The organism is Terriglobia bacterium (genome assembly GCA_020073085.1).
Classification (GTDB): domain Bacteria; phylum Acidobacteriota; class Terriglobia; order JAIQFV01; family JAIQFV01; genus JAIQFV01.
This window is the reverse complement of record JAIQFV010000001.1, coordinates 491,500-508,416: the sequence shown is the minus strand read 5'-3', so window position 1 is coordinate 508,416 and position 16,917 is coordinate 491,500. Positions and strand designations below refer to the sequence as shown.

The following is a 16,917-nucleotide window of genomic DNA, read 5'->3' as shown; positions in this document are numbered from 1 at the left end:
TACCGAGGAGATCATGACATCTACCACACTGCTGACTAATCCGCTTCGCGAGGGATTGCAAGTGGAGCGCTCGGCGGATCCGTGCGTCGTCGTCATTTTTGGGGCATCGGGAGATCTTACCAAACGGAAGCTGATCCCGGCCCTTTTCAGCCTGGCAGAAAATCAATTGCTTCCTCCCTCGTTTGGCATCGTAGGCTTCGCGCGTAAGTCCTGGACCGATGACGGATTTCGCCAGGTGCAGCGCGAGTTCATTGAAGACGAACGCCTCAAGACACCCGTCTGGAAGTCCTTTGAAGAGGGGATTTTCTATTGCCAATCCGATTTCTCGGATGCTTCGGGATACAAGAAGCTGGGAGAACTCCTTGCCCGGATCGACCGTGAGAGAGGGACCCAGACCAACCGTTTGTTTTATCTCTCGACGCCGCCTGATGCCTATTCTGAAATCATTCGACAATTAGGGGCGGCCAGGATGGTGGCCGGGAGCGGATCCAAGAACTGGACCCGAATCATTATCGAAAAACCTTTTGGGAGAGATCTTGATAGTGCCCATGCTCTGAATGAGGAAGTAAACAGCGTCTTCAGAGAAGATCAGGTGTATCGCATTGATCATTACCTGGGCAAGGAGACCGTCCAGAACATTATGGTCTTTCGATTCGCCAACGGGATTTTTGAGCCGATTTGGAATCGGCGGTACATCGATCACGTGCAGATCGCCGTGGCCGAGACCTTGGGAGTGGAACATCGTGCCTCTTATTACGAGAGATCAGGGGCCGCGCGCGACATGATTCAAAATCATATGCTGCAGGTGTTGAACCTCGTGGCAATGGAACCGCCTGCCGCGATGGATGCCGACGCCATCCGGGATGAGAAAACCAAGGTCCTGCGGGCCATTCGGCCGGTCTCGGGAGAAGAAGCCCGGAAGTACTCGGTGCGCGCACAATATTCCCAGGGGTTTGTCGCCGGGAAGCAGGTGCCCGCCTATCGCCAGGAGGAGGGTGTTGATCCGGCATCTCTGACAGAAACGTATTGCGCATTCAAGCTTTTCATCGATAACTGGCGCTGGGCGGGCGTCCCCTTCTATTTGCGCTCGGGAAAGCGGCTGGCCAAGCGAGTTTCCGAGATCGCGATCCAGTTCAAGAGTGTCCCGCACCTTCTTTTTGGACAGACTGCCGATGACCAGCTTGAGCCCAACATCCTGGTCTTAAAAATTCAGCCGGACGAGGGAATCACCCTTCGTTTTGGTGCGAAGCTTCCCGGCCAATCCATGCATATCCGCTGGGTCAACATGGAATTCCGTTACGGTACCTCATTTGGAGTCAAGACGCCTGAAGCGTACGAACGATTGCTTCATGACTGCATGCGGGGTGATGCCACCCTGTTCGCTCGCCGGGATGCCGTTGAAGCGGCCTGGAAAGTGATCATGCCCTATCTCACGTCCTGGCGCCAGTCAACGGAGAAAGATTTGCCCCAGTATGAGGCCGGCTCCCAGGGCCCGGCTGAAGCCGATGATTTGATTTCCAAGGATGGACGCAGGTGGCGGCGTTTGTGAGCCCGTCTCACTGGCTTCCTAAGAAGGAGGTCTTTGGATAGGTCGCGCTGATCCCGAACTGGAGGTACCAATGGACGCATCCCAGAACCCGCTGGGTGGAGTATTGAAGGGGCAGCCACTTGAGGTGGACATCCCTGCAATCGAGGAAGAGCTGCGTGAACTCTGGAAGGGAGCCGCGCAGGCGGATTCCACGGATCCGGAATCCGAGGGAGTTGTGGCACGAGCCAGCGTCCTGAATCTGGTTGTCTGGACCGAAGACGCGACCCAGGAGTCCTCACTGACTGAAACCATCAGCGAATTGACGGTCCAGAATCCCTGTCGTGCAATTGTGGTCACTGCCGTCGCAGGGGAGGATAACCTCAAAATGGAGGCCTGGATCTCCGCGCATTGTCATCGGCCCTCTCCGGCCAGCAAGGTGATGTGCTGTGAGCAGATCTCACTTCGAGGGTCAGGCGGGGCAGGGAGGGAGTTGGCGGCCACAACGATCCCATTCCTGATATCCGATTTGCCGGTGTTCGTGTGGTGGAAAGGGGGCCGTTTTTTTGACAGCGAGTTTCTGAAGGCCATTTCCAGCGTTTGCGATCGTTTGATTCTGGATTCGAAGACCTTTGCGTCACCCGAGTCTGATTTTGCGCAGTTGGAGGAATATATCAAGGCCCATCACAGCCGGTCGGCGGTAAGCGATGTGGCGTGGCATCGGCTGATGCAATGGCGTGAGCTGGCGTCGCAGTTTTTCGATCCCCCGGTGTTGCGGGATCATCTGGAACACATCGAACACGTTACCGTGGAGTACAACAAGCGTGTCGTGGACGGATCTGGCGTCCCCCCGCAAGCCTATTTGCTTTTGGGATGGCTTGGCAGCCGACTGCATTGGGAAGTGCTCGGCGCGGAGATCGGGAATGAGGAACGTCGCTTTCATTTGTGCCCTAAAGCGGGAGGCCACGGCATCACGGCGGTGGTTCGGCCGGCAGACGCCCGGTTGGAGTTGTCCGGCCACCTGGTCTCGTTTGGATTGAGGACAGGGGAGGAGTGGTCGACAACTTTTCGCATTGGCAAGGGAGAGGATCCAAATTGCGCGCAGACGGAAATTGCGTTCGCGAACCTGCCCCCCTTCCTTCGCACCGTTCCTCTGCGAATTTACAACGAGGTGGAACTGATCGCCCGTCAATTGGAAATCTTCAGCCACGACCAAATTTATGAGGAATCCATTCAAATGGCGGCGGCCCTGGTGAGGGCATTGAAGCGGCCCTGAGACGAACGACCCGCAGGGGCACGGAGGCGTCGGTCGTGCCGAGAGGGGCTTGAAAAACAAGGAGAATCAGGATTTCTTAGTTTATGTCTGCACAACAGCCATCGAACGCCTTGAAACGTGAGATCGAAATCTATAGCAGCCTTGACGAATTGACTCATGCCGCCGCCGAGCGGTTCATCACCGCCTCGGATGGGGCGATCCAGGCTCGGGGCCGATTCACCGTCGTCCTTTCTGGCGGCTCGACTCCCAGGAGCCTTTATTCCCTGCTGGCAACCCCACCTTATTCCTCACGGACCGATTGGCAGAAAGTCCATTTTTTTTGGGGCGACGAGCGGTCGGTCCCACCTATCCACAAGGACAGCAATTTTCGAATGGCTCGCGAAACTTTGTTAAGCAAGGTGAATCCTCCCCTGACCAATATTCATCGCATCCCTGCTGAGAAGACCGTCGCCTCTGAGGCGGCGAAGGCGTATGCGGAGGAATTGAAATCCTTTTTCAGTCTCCGCGAGGGTGAGTGGCCGCGGTTTGATTTTGTTATGCTGGGGATGGGGCCGGACGGACATACCGCCTCCCTGTTTCCCGACACGTTGGTGTTGCACGAGACGACGTTGCTGGTCGCGGCCCCTTGGGTGGACAAACTCAAATGCTATCGCATCACGCTGACACCTCCTGCACTGAATCACGCCGCTCAGATCGTATTCTTTGTTGCGGGGACCGACAAGGCTGCCTCCCTCCGCGAAGTTTTGGAGGGCAATTTTCGACCCGAGACCTATCCGGCACAGCTCATCCACCCCGTCGATGGGAAAGTTTCCTGGATGGTGGATCGAGAGGCGGCGGCGGAGCTTCAACCGGAAAAATGAGGGGCCCTCGCGGAGCGGCGACCTCAAAAGAGATCGGACCTCCAGGACCTTCCGTTGAGGAGTCCAGTCCAAGCGATCACAATCTTCTCGCGGTCTGCATCATCAGCCGCCACATCGGCGATCTCCACCCCTTTTCCATAGAACATTCATTTCAAACTTTACCTTGAGAGAAAGGTTCGGCCATGTTATGCATCTCACAGTGCACTGGGGAGCTGATGTGGGATAATGAGTGTTGCTGGGATCGTGTCTCGATCAGGTCTTGAAGATTCCTTGTACGCCCGAGGTGTTGGGCCAGGAGAGGTTATGTCCAAACCGTCAAATTCAGTGCCCGTCTCAGATCGCCGCTCATTCCTGGGGAAGATGACGGGTTTGATTGGCGCCTTTGTGGCTGCGGTGGTGGGCGTCGCGACCGGGAAATATGCATTGTATCCGGCCTTCCGGAAGGCCTCTGAGGAACAGAACTGGCAGGTCGTGTGCCCTTTAGAAGACATTCCTGAACATGAGCCTGTCAAGCGGAGCGTTGTCATCTCACAGGACGCGGGGTGGGGAAAGTTCAACTCGCAACGCCTCATCTGGATTCTGCGCGATGGATCCAGGGTGGTCGTTTTTTCAGCCACCTGCCCTCATCTGGGATGCACTGTCAATGCGGCATCGAATGGATTCATGTGCCCGTGCCACGGGAGTGCGTGGACTCGCGACGGGCAACGCCAGGGGGGTCCCACTCTCCGTGGGCTGGATACCCTCGATTATCGGATTGAAGAGGGTGTCCTCAAGGTGAAGTATGAGTTCTTCAAACAGAGTATTGCTGAGAAAGAGATCATTTCATGAACCGGGGGCGCCGACGCATCCGGATCCTCGGTGACCAGCCCCCCTGAGTTCTGATCCTCGAAGCTCAGGAGAGCAGTCTTGGACCTCCGTTTTATTTCCTAAAACCAGTCGAGTCGACAGCAAGCCGTGTGGAGAAAACTTTATTCCTGGTTGGATGAGCGGACGGGCGTGGAAGGCCTGATCCGGAAGATCAACGACGAACCGATCCGGGGCGGCGCGCGCTGGACTTATGTATTTGGCAGCGGGGTTCTCTTGTTGCTCGCACTCCAGTTTTTTACAGGGATCGTTTTGACGATGTACTACGCCCCCACCAGCGATCACGCACATGCCAGCGTTGCATTCATCCAGAAAGTGGTGTCCGGTGGAGCGTTGTTGCGGGGGCTTCATTATTATGGGTCCAGTGCCATCATCATTCTGGTCATCCTCCATTTCGCGCAAACTTTTCTGTTTGGAGCATACAAAGAGAAACGCGAACTCCTCTGGATCAGCGGCCTGCTCATGTTGCTGCTCGTGATGGCCTTTGGGTTTACCGGATACCTGCTGCCCTGGACCCAGGAAGCATACTTCGGGACCAAGGTGGGAACATCGATCATGGGCGAGGTGCCTATGGGCGGCCCCCTGGTGCAGCGGATCATGCTCGGGGGAAGAGAAATTACAACACTCACGCTCTCGCGTTTTTTCACACTCCATGTGTGGCTTCTGCCGCTGGTCCTGATCCTTTTGGCGGGTTCTCACGTGGTGTTCTTCAGGAGGTCCGGTCCGGCGGGTCCTTACCACCATCGCGAGGATGCTCGCACCGACCTGTTTTACCCACGACAGGTTTTCTTAGACGCCCTGGTTTTTCTGTTTATTTTCATTGTGCTGGTGATTCTCTCTTTGAAACTGAAGGCGCCCCTGGGCCAACAGGCGGATCCGACGTCGGATTATCTTGCCCGGCCCCCGTGGTACTTTTTGCCGTTGTTTGAGTTGCTGAAGTACTTCCCCGGCAACATGACACTGGTTCCAGCGGTGTTGTTGCCTGGGATCGCTTTTATTATCCTGACAGTACTCCCATTTTTCGACCGCAAAGAAGAGCGTCACCCCCTGCGGCGGCCTGTTGCCACGGGGCTGATGTTATTGGGACTCCTCGGGGCGGGAGGCCTGGTGATTCTGTCCAAATATCAGGATGGCGCGAATCCCGATCTTCGCGCCCAGGTTGAGAGCCAGAAGCGCGAGGAGGCGGCTTTCTTGGAGGCGCCTTTCCAACCGGAGGAGATTGGCCGCTCGCTTCCCATCGAGGTTCCCATGGTGCCGGTCATGGGCAACCTTCGAAATCCAGTTTTGAAAATCTATTTCGCCAATTGTGCCAACTGTCACGGGCGTGATGCCACGGGAGGCGCCCTGGGGCCATCGTTAATCCGCCTTGCCTCGTCACGCCAGCTCTCGAAGGACTTCCTTCTGAAATATATATCCGGCCATGCGAGAGAGCCCTCCCCGGATTCCATGCCTCGGTTTCAACAGCTCAGCCTTGATCAATGCAGTGATTTGGCGGATTGGCTGCTGAAACTGCATTCACTCGACCAGTTGTCGGAGGCAAGGGGAGGGGTGGTCGAAAGCACCCCTCCGCCCACCCCAAAGGTCGCCGCTCCAACTCCTTCCACAAAGGGAGCTGAAAAAATAGCTGCCGGCCCGCATCCTCCCGAAGCTTTTATGAAGACCTGCGCATTCTGTCATGGCAATGATGCCGGCGGGAATATTGGTCCGTCTCTAGCAGGTATCACCGCAAAACCGCAGCGATCTCCGGAGGATCTTTTGAAGCTGCTGGATGATTCCCGCGCGTACGGACTGAAAGATCCGATGCCCGCAAGCTTCCCGAAACTGAGCGCGGACGATAAGAAGGCGATCGTCGATTGGCTGTCGAAGTTGCAGTAGCTATAATGATCCACAGATGTGCGCAGATGAACACAGACAAGTGGGTGAGCCAATGAGCAGAGTAGCGGCATTGAAGGGACTTCAACAGATACCCGGGGTAGGGAAGAGTATAGCGGTGGATTTATGGAATCTCGGTTTTCGATCCGTTCAAGGTTTGAGAAACCAGAATCCGGAGAAGTTGTATATCAAACATTGCAGGCAGAAAGGGATGATGGTGGACCGGTGCATGCTGTATGTTCTTCGTTGTGCCGTCTACTACGCCTCCCATGACCGACATCAGCCACAGCTTCTTAAATGGTGGAACTGGAAGGACCGGAAATAGCCCGAAGCAACCCCGACGGCGTAGATCCAGAAACCACTCTGACATCGGCCCCTGCCGTTATATTTTCGCCGCATGCCCCGTTGGCGAGTCATCGTTTCGAAGCGGCACTCGTTTTCTCATCCGGTTCATTGAGTGGAGAGAGAGCGCTGTCCGGCAAGGCGGGGCACTCTTCGGCCGGCAATAATGCTTCTTTACTCGTGACGCCAGCTTCCTTGGCGCGGAAGGTGGTAATGAGCACGACGGCCGTGACGATTACGGCTGTCGACAGAAGTGTTCTCAAGGTCAGCGGTTCTCCCGCAAAGGCCCAGCCGACCAGAACAGCGATCACCGGATTAATGTAGGCGTAGGTCGAAACATGGGCGGGGGTCGAAACCCGCAATATCCAGATATAGGCAGTAAAACCTACCAACGAACCGAAGGTGATCAAGTAGATCAAGGCAAGAAATGACCTGGCAGATAACGCTTCGAGATGCAACCGGGTCCACTCACCCGAGGCACCTCCCATTATAAGCAGGACCGCGCCGCCCGCGAGCATCTCCATTGCCGTTGCCAGCAGGGGTGAAGGAGGAAGGTGAGCCCTGCGAGAGTAAAGCGAGCCGCTGGCCCATGAAATGGAGGCGACCATGAGCACCACGGCACTCAATGGATCGACATGACCTCCGCCCGCTCTTCCCGATGGGACAACAAGCATAGCGGTCCCGGCGAACCCCATGATCAAACCAATCGAAAGGCCAAGTCCCGGCCGGTGAGAACGGTGCCAGAGCCAACCCAGCAGCACCATCCAAAGGGGAATGGTCGCGACCATCAGTGCGGCAATCCCGGATGGAACACGCTGCTCCGACCAAACCACGCCCCCATTCCCGACACAGAGTAGGAGAATGCCCACCACGGCCGCCGATTTCCAGTGAGCACGGGTCGGAGGGGGAGCACCACGGAGACGAGACCATACATAAAGGATCACACCCGCCACAAAGTGACGCGTGCCCGCCATGAAAAAAGGAGGCAGCGTTTCAATGGCAAAACGGATGGCGAGGAAGGTCGCACCCCAGAAGAAGTACACCGATCCGAAAGCAGCCATGAGCAAGGCCTTCGATGGATGCGATGATCTTTGCGCTTCAGGCATACCCAGAGCCGTGATCACTCATTAACACGGATAGACAAGATGTACAGGAGGGTTTCAAGGTGAGAGACCCCGGTGGGGTTATCGTCCAGTCTCTCGAGGGTTATCTGACCTTTTTAGCCCAGAACCCCTCCAAAACGGCGTCAAGACTTACCCCGCAAACCGCCATGAAGGTTTGTTTTGCGGAGAAGCCGATATGCTTCACAGATTGAAGTACAGCTTATATTCGAACGGGTGGGGCATCGTCCCGATGGATTTTATATCCTGCTGTTTGATCTTTACCCACTGATCGAGCAGTTCATCCGTGAAAATTCCCCCGCGTCTGAGGAACTCATGATCTATGGCCAGGGCGTCGAGCGCTTCTTCAAGGTTCCGGGGCAGAAAATGGATGTGTCCTTTCATCGTCTCCGGCGAGAGATCTTCATCGAAGGGGCCAAATCCTTCCTTGACCGGATCGATCTTGTTCACTACCCCATCAATCCCCGCCAACAACATGGCACTCAGGCAGAGGTAGGGGTTGGCGGTGGCGTCCGGCGGGCGGTATTCAAAGCGGGTTTCCTGGGGATTGGTAACGTACTTGGGAATGCGGATGGCGGAGGCGCGATTCCCCTGGGCGTACGTTAGGGCCACGGGTGCCTCGAACCCGGGGACCAGCCTCTTGTAGGAATTGGTGCTGGGATTCGTAAAGGCTGAAAGCGCGGCCCCGTGCTTCAGCATCCCGCCGATAAAGAAGCGCCCCAGTTCGTTCATGTTCCCGTACTCGCCCCTCTTGTAGAATGCATTCTTGCCGTTGCGGGTGAGGTAAAGGTGAAGATGAAGGCCGTTGCCCGACTGTTGATACATGGGTTTGGGCATAAACGTGATGAACAGATCCCGCTGGCGGGCGAGGTTGAAGAGAACGTATTTCGCCGTCACGACATTGTCCGCCGTCGTCAGCAGATCCGTGAAATACGTCTCAATTTCCTGCTGTCCTCGCTCTCCGGCCTCATGATGGTGGTACTTGACCTCGATGCCGAACTCCTTGAGGAGCTTGCTGGCCCCGTCGCGAAAATCGTCGTAGACATCAAAGGGATTGACCGCGTGGTACGCATTCCGGAAGAACTCTTCGGCATGCTCAACTTCATAAAAGGAGGACGCGGTGCGGGTATCGAAGCGGACTTTGGAAAAGATGTAGAACTCAAACTCCGGCCCCCACCACGATTTGTCGGCGGGTACTATTTCCTTCAGAAGCCGTTCGGCCTTGCGAGCAAGCGCCCTGCTGTCTTGCGAGAAGGGAGTGCGTTTGTCGTCTGTCAGGAACACGTTGGAATAAAAACTCAACGTGGGTGCATCGCGGAAGGGATCGAGGACGGCGGTAGTCAAATCCGGGATCAGGATCATGTCGCTGTTCTCGACCTTGCGGAAGCCATAACTTGATCCATCGAATCCAACCCCTTCTTCAATAAGCTTGGTCAGGATGTTTGGAAAGACCGGCAAGGAAATATGGTGCAAATGTCCTACCAGGTCGATGCATTTGATGTCGATGACTTCGATTTTCTTACTCTTGATCAGATTGTTGCAGGTTTGCAGAGATCCAACTGCCATGAACACCTCCAAAAAAGGTGAATGAGTAGTTCCATCCAGAATTTGTTGTGGAATCTGGTGGAAAGAAACGGTCCTCCGGAGAACCCTCAACGTAATTTCAGTTTGCCGATTCTTCTATCCGGGGATCCAGATGCTCCGGGCTTTTATGAGCTCGCAACGATTTCCAAGTTCCAACGGAATTGATGACTTCGTATAGAAAATGAGTCCTTTATATGCGCTCAGATACTGGAAGCTCGTTTTCAGAAATCCTCCTTCTGCAGCAACGATCAGGGGGTTTTCTGTCTTCCAGATGATGGTCGTGAAATCGGACGGCTCAACGCGAACGATGGCCCCGGAGGCCCTGATGGCCTGGGCAATCGCAGCTTGAGCGGCTACAACGGCACCTGCGCTACTCATGGGAATCTCCTGGTTGAAGTCCTGAAAACAGAGATCGACGCCCAGGGATGCGGCACATTCTTTGAAGAGCGTCCTGGCCTGTTCAATCTCTTCTGCGGATGCTGCCGGAACAAAGGTTAGCTCCGTACGATCACTCATTGGGGAATTATGCCACATTTCGCGAAAACCCGGGTCTGCTGGCCTCCAGTCAAAGACTCAACATCGGGATCGGGTTGGTCCCGTAACATGGGCGCGCAAAGCATCGAGCCTTCAGGCTGCCTTCAACTCGGAAGTGCAATTAGGGCAGCGGGTGGCTTTGAGGGGAATAGTCGACACGCAATAATTACACTCCTTGGAATTTGCGGGGGCCGGCTCGGGTTGGCGTTTCATTCGATTCACCTGCCGGATGAGGAGAAAAATCACGAAGGCCACAATGAGAAAGTCAATAATCGTGTTGATGAACAGACCGTAATTCAGGGTTGCGGCCCCGGCAGCCTTGGCTTCGGACAGTTTGGCGAAGTGTTGGCCGGAGAGATCGAAAAACATGTTCGTGAAATCCACCTTGCCGAGCAGCAGTCCAATGGGCGGCATCAGGACGTCGCTTACGAACGAAGTGATGATCTTGCCAAAGGCCGCCCCAATGATGATGCCCACAGCCATGTCGAGCACGTTGCCGCGCATTGCAAATTCTTTGAATTCTTTCAACATTTGTAGCCTCCCGTTGTGGATTTTGGTCAGGCCGAGCCCCGGAGATCAGCCGCCAGAGCTCTCGCCTTCGGTGGACCGAAACGCCGTTGAGTGACAGTTATGGAGAACAAACAAAATCGATGGGAATACATTTTCATTCTACCATAATTGTTCGCCTCGGCTGAAGGAGAGGGAGCACGAGATCTCCTGCGGCCTACGGACTGTAGGGGAATGGATGAGTCCGCAGTTCCGATCATCTTTCCGCCTGAGATTCAGCCACGCCCTTTCCAGTCATGAACACTGGATCGGTGTTGTACTTTTTCTTTGGATGGTTTAGATTTTGCAGTCCTTGTGGCTGGCGCGTCGTGAGTATTGAGGCCCCTTCTTGCGGCGGAGGAATGGAATCTGCCCGCTACTCCTAAATGCAATCGGATTGTTATTGTGGACAGAAAATGGGGAATGAATAGAAATGATCATTGCCTTTAAGGATATTCAGCCGCTGATTCCGGGATATGTTTTTAATGATTTTGGCCAGTTGACGGGGCAGTACGTCCACGCAGATCAAATCGTGTGTGAATCAGAGAATGGGCGGGTCAGGATCTGGCTGAACCAGGAAGCTTTTGAGGCGAAGGATCCCGAGAAGCTTATTTGTGATTATGATCAGGAAGAGTTGCGAAGATACAACGGGGGCCGGGGCTAGGGAGGAACAGGGCGATCCGGCCTTATAGAGGCGAGGACCGCCCGGTTCGTCTCGATCAGTTCTTTCCCACCTTTTCCAACAATCTCTTTCGCGTGTAAGGAATCAATCCTCCGGCGTTAATAATCGCCTGGCGGGCCGCCGGTAGAGCCACGGTCGGATAGCTCTTCAGGGTCGTCCGGTTCACCACTCGTCCTTCCGAGACTTCCAAATCGTCCCCTTCCGAAGCTTCCAGTTCCGGACACACGATGGTTCTCAGGCCGAGGTTGATGGCGTTCTGCAAGAAGATCCGCGCAAAGCCTTTCGCGACAATCACCAGTTCATGCCCTTTGAGCGTCGAGGCAGCCTGTTCGCGGGAGGATCCGCACCCAAAATTGTTGCCGCCGACAAGGATGCTGTGGGGTGGGAACGCTTTCTTCTTCAATTGGGTGTTGAATTCCGCAAGGTCGGCGAAGGCATATTGCGGGGTTTCCGCAGGCAACACAGTAGCCATGAAGCGACCGGGATAAATAACGTCGGTTGAGATATCATTGCCCAGTTTGAGGATGACTCTGCCTACGATCGTGGCGGGTTGAGCTTTCATTTGAGTCGTCATTTCAATTGGCTCCTTTGCCCGGATCAGTGATGACCCCGGTGATGGCGCTCGCCGCAGCAACGGCAGGAGAGCAGAGATAAACTTCAGATTTCGGATTCCCCATTCTTCCCTGGAAATTGCGATTGGTTGTGGAAAGCGCCACATCGCCGTCGGCCAGCGCGCCCTGATGGACGCCCAGGCAACAACCACAGCCCGGGTTCATCACTACTGCGCCGGCATCGATCAAGTCGGTCAGATATCCCCTGGCCAGCGATTCTTTATAAATTCGCCAGGAGGCCGGGAAGATCAACATACGCACGCCCTTCGCCACTTCTCGACCTTTGAGGATTTTGGCGGCAATGGCAAGGTCATCGAGGCGGCCGTTCGTGCAAGAGCCGATAACAATCTGATGGACCTCGGTACCCTGCACCGCGAGAACCGGTTTCACATTATCAACCGTGTGCGGACAGGCCACGGTAACGACAAGCTGGGATGCATCAATCTCGATGACCTGCTCGTATTCCGCTTCAGGATCGGGCGAAACCATATCTAGAGCTTCCCCGACTCCAGCTTCCTCCCTCAAATATCGTTGCGTTTCTTCGTCGGCCGGGACAATCCCTGAGGTGGCGCCTGCCTCCACGGACATATTGCAGAGCACGAGCCGCCCGGAAGTCGACATCTTCCGGATCGTCTCCCCGTGAAACTCGATGACTTTGAAGTTGGCGCCTTCGGCAGAAAGCTTCCCAATGAGATGGAGAATGAGATCCTTGGGCGAAACATAGGGAGAAAATTCTCCGTTTACCACTACCTTGATTGTTCCCGGGACCTCGACGTTCAAAACTGTTCCAAGTGTCCAGATGCTGGCCATCTCGGTCGCGCCGACCCCGAACGCAAAGGCGCCGAGCGCCCCGTGGCTGGTGGTGTGGCTGTCAGTGCCGACCACCACGGCGCCCGGACGTACATAGCCATTTTCGGGAAGGATCTGGTGACATATTCCGCCTTCGTCCCCACGGATGTCGTGAAACTTAGTGATGCCCTGCGCCTTGACAAACTCGCGCACCTTCTTTTGGTTCGTCGCCGTCTTGGAACTCTCAGCCGGCACACGATGATCGAGAATAATGGCGATCCTGGATGGATCCCAAACGCGAGAGGGCAGTCCCGTGCCCTGGTAAATTTCGGTGAATTGATTGATGACCAGCGCCCCATTCTCATGCGACATCGCCAGGTCGACTGCGGGCTCTACAACGTCCCCGACTTTGACCGAGGCTTGCCCCGTGGCGTGGGCGAGTATTTTTTGAACGACTGTCATATCCATAATGTTAATTTCTCCTTAAGACCTACTGAGGTAGAAGAACCAAATTCCAGAATCCAAATCGCCAACCTTAGTCTTGCTTGCGCTGAATCTCATTGGATTTTGGAAGTTGGAACTTATTTGGAATCTGGATATTGGGATTTGGAATTTATACACATGCTAAATGATTTGCTCTTCCCTAAACGCTTTAATTTCCTCCTGACTGTATCCCAATCGATTGAGTATTTCCTCAGTGTTTGCTGAAAGCCGAGGTGGCGGACAACAGATGTCTCCCGGCGTCCTTTCGAACTTTGCCGTCAAGTTGAAGAGCTTAAGCTCTCCGAGGTGCTCGTCTTTAATACTCTTGATCGTCTGCCGGTGCTTGATTTGGGGGGCGTTGAGTGAAGCTTCCAGACTCAGGATCTCCCCCGAAGGAACTCCCCGCTTGTTCAGCTCTTCCACCCAGTGACGGGTGCTTTGACTCTTCAATTTGGCTTCGACGAGCGGGGTCAGCTCCTTGCGATTCTTCTTGCGCGTGTCGCGTTCCTGAAAGCGGGGATCCGTTTTCAACTCGGGAACGCCAAGGACTTCGGTGAGGGCCTCCCATTGGTCCTGTTGATTGGCGGCAATGTTGATGTAACCATCTCCGGTCACAAACGTGCCCGACGGCGCCGCAGTAAAATTGTCATTTCCCAGAAGGGCTGGATGCTGGTTTCCGATCAAGAGATTGGCAGCAACCCATCCCATCAGCGGCATGATGGAGTCGAGCAACGCCACATCGATGAACTGGCCTTCGTCAGTCCGTTCCCGGTGGTAGAGCGCGGCCATGATCGCGAACGCCGCGTTGAGGCCGCCGACCGTGTCACACACCGGAAACCCGCACCTCAAGGGGTTCGAACGCTCGTCCCCATTGATCGCCATAACCCCGCTCAGCCCTTGAATGATCTGATCATAAGCGGGTTTAGAGGCATCCGGGCCGGTTTGACCGAATCCCGAAATGGCACAGTAAATCAACCTTGGATTAAGTGTCCGCAAGCTGTCATAAGAAAGGCCTAGGCGATCCATGACCCCGGGTCTGAAATTTTCGACCAGGACATCCGCCGTCCCTGCCAACTTCCTGAAAATCTCCTTCGCCTTGTCTCCCTTGAGGTTCAAGGTGAGCGATTTCTTGTTGGCATTCTGAGCAAGGAAACTGGTTCCCATCAACTGCTGGTTGAGTTTGGGGACATTACCCAGTTTCCGCGCCAGATCGCCGCCCACCGGGTTTTCGATCTTGATGACCTCGGCCCCCAGCAGAGCGAGATGCATGGTTGCAAAAGGTCCCGCAAGAACATTGGTCATATCCAGGACCCGTACGCCGGACAAAAGCTTCATGATTGCAGACTCCGTGTGTAAATCAATCTAAGGAGACGTGAAATTGTTGTGGCCTCTGGCTTAGTCGAATGGCTTTCCTTCTGGATATTGAATTCAGAAGTCAGAAGTCGGATGTCGGAATTCAATTCCTGATTCCGCCGTTTGAAGATCTGGGCGCAAAGCACATGCCCTCCTTCTGATTTCTGACATCTGACCTCCGACTTCTGACTTCGGTAGCATGGTCATCAAGGACCGAACTGAATTTACCTTGTCGTGGCCAGTTCCTCAGGCTTACAAGCAGGAATGGCCCCTGTCTTATAAATCGTCCCGGGAAGATCTCGTTTGAAGAATTGGCTGACTCGTTTGGCCGTTTCAATGAGGCGGTCCAAATGGACATCCTGACGGAGTCCTAACAAATGGAATAAATGAACCAGGTCCTCGGTGCATACGTTGCCTCCGGCAACCGCGGTGAAAGGGCAGCCACCCAGTCCAGCCACGGCCGATTCAAAGTACTTCACGCCGGCTTTCAAAGCGGCATAACAGTTGGCCATCGCCAGTCCGTAGGTATCATGAAAGTGACACGCGCAATCAATCGCGGGATCGAGGGTACGAATCGCGCCAAAGAGTCGTTCCACCTGCAGGGGATTGGCATGGCCCGCCGTGTCCGCCAGGCTGATCGTCCTCAGGCCCGCATCTAGAAACTGTTTGACGATGTTGAGGACTCTCTCTTCAGGGACGATCCCTTCATAGCCACATCCAAAAGCTGACTGAACCGACACCTGGACGAGCTTCCTCTGTTCGATGGCTTTCCTGCCCATGGCAATGATGCGTGGGACCGCCTCATCTGTCCCCATCCCGGTGTTCTTCCTGCTGTGCGTGTCGCTCGCAGAGACTCCCATACAGAACTGCTCGACCCCGCAGGCCAACCCGCGATCGAGGCCTTTCTCATTCAAGACGAGCCCCGAAAGAATAACGGCCCGCGATCTCTTGCCGGGCTGGCTGAAGTGGGTGAAAAGCTTGTCGGTGTCGGCCATTTGAGGGACTTTCTCGGGATGAACAAATGACCCGAGTTGAAGGATATCGACCCCCGATTCGATGAGGCCTTCACTCCATTTGATCTTCTCTTCCGTGGGAACGATCTGTTTTTCCACTTGGAGTCCGTCGCGTAGACCGACTTCGTGAATGATGATCGGGTTCATAATGTGTTCCTGTGTAGGGGCGCATAGCAATGCGCCCCTACGACTGGGTCATGCTGTCTCATGCCTTAATGCGTCCCTGTCAGTGCTCCTACTTCCAACTTTTCAGCGATGGCTTCCGCCATTTCGAGGGTCTTACTGGTCCCCCCCATGTCATAAGTCCGCACTTGACCTTCCTGAATCACTTGAGCAACGGCCGTTTCCAAATTTCTGGCTTTCTCCGTTTCTCCAAGCCAATCGAGCATCATCTTAGCGGCCAAAATCGTAGCGATGGGATTCACTTTGTATTGGCCCGCGTATTTGGGGGCTGAGCCGTGGGTCGGCTCGAACACGGCAAGCTTGTCTCCGATGTTTCCAGAGCATCCAAACCCGAGGCCGCCCACCATCTGTGCGCACAAATCGGAGATAATGTCCCCGTAAAGATTCGGAGCAACGAGCACGTCGTAGTTGAATGGATTTTTGAGTAACCACATGGTCATGGCATCAATATTGGCATCATCCATCCTGATCTCGGGGTAGTTTTTGGCAACTTCCTTGGCAATCTCGAAGAACAGTCCATCGGTCGCACGCACCACATTCGCCTTGTGGACAACCGTGACTTTCTTGCGCTTGAATCGTCGCGCAAATTCGAAGGCCGACCGCACGATCCGTTCCGAACTCTTGCGGGTGTTAATCTTGCAGGAAACTGCATACTGATCCGCGGGGAGATCTTTGAAGGCCGCAAAGGGCTTGGAGAGCTTCGTTAAGGTGTCAGACAATTCCTTCGGAACCGGGTTGAACTCTACGCCGGAATACAGATCCTCGGTGTTTTCTCGAAACACCACCAGGTTGATCCCTTCCCTGAAATTCAGGGGATTCCCCGGATAGGCAATACACGGCCGCAGGCAGATATAGAGATCGAACAATTGCCGCATCCGGACGATGGGGGAGCGATAGACCAGGCCTTTGCCCTTGAGCTCCGGGGCGAGTTCGGCTTCCGCTGCTTTCACCGGCTTAGAGGTAATTGCCCCGAACATGGCGGCATCGACATTCTTAAGCAGGTCAATGGTGCGTAGCGGGAAAGCGTCTCCCTCCTTGCACCAGAACTCCCATCCGATGTCGCCGTGAATGTACTCCGCATCCAGTGCCAATCCGTCCAGGACAATCTTTGCCGCTTCCAGAACTTCGACGCCGATTCCATCTCCCGGCAACCATGCGATTTTGTATTTGGACATAACGACTCCTTATTCAACACGGAAGTTTGGCTTGGTCAGAAATGATGTCCAGTTCCTGGTTTTGAAGATACGGGACAAAGACCGACTTCACTTTTCAGAGGACG

General features: G+C 54.8%; 16 protein-coding genes. 7 read left to right on the top strand and 9 right to left on the bottom strand.

What is annotated here, in order from left to right:
• Positions 1–13 precede the first annotated feature (13 nt).
• The 6 genes from zwf (at position 14) to LAO21_01980 (ending at position 6,722) form a co-directional block, all read left to right on the top strand.
• Positions 14–1,549, top strand: coding sequence for a glucose-6-phosphate dehydrogenase (gene zwf, locus LAO21_02005; GenBank protein MBZ5551465.1), 1,536 nt, complete (start codon positions 14–16; stop codon positions 1,547–1,549).
• A gap of 70 nt (positions 1,550–1,619) precedes the next feature.
• Positions 1,620–2,801 carry a glucose-6-phosphate dehydrogenase assembly protein OpcA gene (locus tag LAO21_02000; protein ID MBZ5551464.1) on the top strand — a complete coding sequence of 394 codons (1,182 nt, stop codon included), beginning with the start codon at positions 1,620–1,622 and terminating at the stop codon, positions 2,799–2,801.
• A gap of 83 nt (positions 2,802–2,884) precedes the next feature.
• Positions 2,885–3,661 carry a 6-phosphogluconolactonase gene (pgl, locus tag LAO21_01995; protein ID MBZ5551463.1) on the top strand — a complete coding sequence of 259 codons (777 nt, stop codon included), beginning with the start codon at positions 2,885–2,887 and terminating at the stop codon, positions 3,659–3,661.
• A gap of 303 nt (positions 3,662–3,964) precedes the next feature.
• Positions 3,965–4,489, top strand: coding sequence for a Rieske 2Fe-2S domain-containing protein (locus tag LAO21_01990; GenBank protein ID MBZ5551462.1), 525 nt, complete (start codon positions 3,965–3,967; stop codon positions 4,487–4,489).
• Positions 4,490–4,615: 126 nt separating this feature from the next.
• Positions 4,616–6,400 carry a cytochrome b N-terminal domain-containing protein gene (locus LAO21_01985; protein ID MBZ5551461.1) on the top strand — a complete coding sequence of 595 codons (1,785 nt, stop codon included), beginning with the start codon at positions 4,616–4,618 and terminating at the stop codon, positions 6,398–6,400.
• A gap of 16 nt (positions 6,401–6,416) precedes the next feature.
• The gene (locus tag LAO21_01980; GenBank protein ID MBZ5551460.1) at positions 6,417–6,722 is read left to right on the top strand and encodes a helix-hairpin-helix domain-containing protein; all 306 of its coding nucleotides are present in this window, start codon (positions 6,417–6,419) and stop codon (positions 6,720–6,722) included.
• 88 nt (positions 6,723–6,810) lie between these two features.
• On the opposite strand, the gene yedA is transcribed toward LAO21_01980, so the two are convergent.
• The 4 genes from yedA to mscL all read right to left on the bottom strand — a co-directional run bounded on the left by yedA (position 6,811) and on the right by mscL (position 10,509).
• Positions 6,811–7,800: a drug/metabolite exporter YedA gene (gene yedA / locus LAO21_01975; GenBank protein ID MBZ5551459.1), complete on the bottom strand. Its 990-nt coding sequence runs from the start codon at positions 7,798–7,800 to the stop codon at positions 6,811–6,813.
• A gap of 243 nt (positions 7,801–8,043) precedes the next feature.
• Positions 8,044–9,426: a type I glutamate--ammonia ligase gene (gene glnA / locus LAO21_01970; protein MBZ5551458.1), complete on the bottom strand. Its 1,383-nt coding sequence runs from the start codon at positions 9,424–9,426 to the stop codon at positions 8,044–8,046.
• A 114-nt stretch (positions 9,427–9,540) separates the two neighbouring features.
• Positions 9,541–9,822 (bottom strand): hypothetical protein, encoded by a 282-nt coding sequence (locus LAO21_01965; protein ID MBZ5551457.1) that lies wholly within the window; start codon positions 9,820–9,822, stop codon positions 9,541–9,543.
• A 249-nt stretch (positions 9,823–10,071) separates the two neighbouring features.
• Positions 10,072–10,509, bottom strand: a complete 438-nt coding sequence (gene mscL, locus LAO21_01960; GenBank protein MBZ5551456.1) for a large conductance mechanosensitive channel protein MscL — start codon at positions 10,507–10,509, stop codon at positions 10,072–10,074.
• A gap of 448 nt (positions 10,510–10,957) precedes the next feature.
• On the opposite strand from mscL, the gene LAO21_01955 reads away from it, so the two are divergent.
• On the top strand, positions 10,958–11,188 hold the full coding sequence (locus LAO21_01955; protein MBZ5551455.1) for a hypothetical protein: 231 nt from the start codon (positions 10,958–10,960) through the stop codon (positions 11,186–11,188).
• Positions 11,189–11,243: 55 nt separating this feature from the next.
• Here the strand turns inward: LAO21_01955 and leuD are convergent, their stop codons facing one another.
• The 5 genes from leuD to LAO21_01930 all read right to left on the bottom strand — a co-directional run bounded on the left by leuD (position 11,244) and on the right by LAO21_01930 (position 16,813).
• Positions 11,244–11,780, bottom strand: coding sequence for a 3-isopropylmalate dehydratase small subunit (gene leuD / locus LAO21_01950; GenBank protein MBZ5551454.1), 537 nt, complete (start codon positions 11,778–11,780; stop codon positions 11,244–11,246).
• A 1-nt stretch (position 11,781) separates the two neighbouring features.
• The gene (locus LAO21_01945; protein ID MBZ5551453.1) at positions 11,782–13,074 is read right to left on the bottom strand and encodes a 3-isopropylmalate dehydratase large subunit; all 1,293 of its coding nucleotides are present in this window, start codon (positions 13,072–13,074) and stop codon (positions 11,782–11,784) included.
• A gap of 156 nt (positions 13,075–13,230) precedes the next feature.
• A complete protein-coding gene (locus tag LAO21_01940) occupies positions 13,231–14,424 on the bottom strand; it encodes a CoA transferase (GenBank protein ID MBZ5551452.1) in 1,194 nt (397 codons plus the stop codon).
• Positions 14,425–14,666: 242 nt separating this feature from the next.
• Positions 14,667–15,602, bottom strand: coding sequence for a hydroxymethylglutaryl-CoA lyase (locus tag LAO21_01935; protein ID MBZ5551451.1), 936 nt, complete (start codon positions 15,600–15,602; stop codon positions 14,667–14,669).
• A gap of 65 nt (positions 15,603–15,667) precedes the next feature.
• Entirely contained in the window at positions 15,668–16,813 is a 1,146-nt protein-coding gene (locus tag LAO21_01930) for an isocitrate/isopropylmalate dehydrogenase family protein (protein MBZ5551450.1), read from the bottom strand.
• Positions 16,814–16,917 lie beyond the last annotated feature (104 nt).

What these genes read in the sequence shown, in the direction of transcription:
- zwf (MBZ5551465.1), top strand. Translation starts at nt 14, where the DNA reads ATGACATCTACCACACTGCTGACTAATCCGCTTCGCGAGGGATTGCAA.
- LAO21_02000 (MBZ5551464.1), top strand. Translation starts at nt 1,620, where the DNA reads ATGGACGCATCCCAGAACCCGCTGGGTGGAGTATTGAAGGGGCAGCCA.
- pgl (MBZ5551463.1), top strand. Translation starts at nt 2,885, where the DNA reads ATGTCTGCACAACAGCCATCGAACGCCTTGAAACGTGAGATCGAAATC.
- LAO21_01990 (MBZ5551462.1), top strand. Translation starts at nt 3,965, where the DNA reads ATGTCCAAACCGTCAAATTCAGTGCCCGTCTCAGATCGCCGCTCATTC.
- LAO21_01980 (MBZ5551460.1), top strand. Translation starts at nt 6,417, where the DNA reads ATGTGCGCAGATGAACACAGACAAGTGGGTGAGCCAATGAGCAGAGTA.
- yedA (MBZ5551459.1), bottom strand. Translation starts at nt 7,800, where the DNA reads ATGGCTGCTTTCGGATCGGTGTACTTCTTCTGGGGTGCGACCTTCCTC.
- glnA (MBZ5551458.1), bottom strand. Translation starts at nt 9,426, where the DNA reads ATGGCAGTTGGATCTCTGCAAACCTGCAACAATCTGATCAAGAGTAAG.
- LAO21_01965 (MBZ5551457.1), bottom strand. Translation starts at nt 9,822, where the DNA reads ATGAGTAGCGCAGGTGCCGTTGTAGCCGCTCAAGCTGCGATTGCCCAG.
- mscL (MBZ5551456.1), bottom strand. Translation starts at nt 10,509, where the DNA reads ATGTTGAAAGAATTCAAAGAATTTGCAATGCGCGGCAACGTGCTCGAC.
- LAO21_01955 (MBZ5551455.1), top strand. Translation starts at nt 10,958, where the DNA reads ATGATCATTGCCTTTAAGGATATTCAGCCGCTGATTCCGGGATATGTT.
- leuD (MBZ5551454.1), bottom strand. Translation starts at nt 11,780, where the DNA reads ATGACGACTCAAATGAAAGCTCAACCCGCCACGATCGTAGGCAGAGTC.
- LAO21_01945 (MBZ5551453.1), bottom strand. Translation starts at nt 13,074, where the DNA reads ATGGATATGACAGTCGTTCAAAAAATACTCGCCCACGCCACGGGGCAA.
- LAO21_01940 (MBZ5551452.1), bottom strand. Translation starts at nt 14,424, where the DNA reads ATGAAGCTTTTGTCCGGCGTACGGGTCCTGGATATGACCAATGTTCTT.
- LAO21_01935 (MBZ5551451.1), bottom strand. Translation starts at nt 15,602, where the DNA reads ATGAACCCGATCATCATTCACGAAGTCGGTCTACGCGACGGACTCCAA.
- LAO21_01930 (MBZ5551450.1), bottom strand. Translation starts at nt 16,813, where the DNA reads ATGTCCAAATACAAAATCGCATGGTTGCCGGGAGATGGAATCGGCGTC.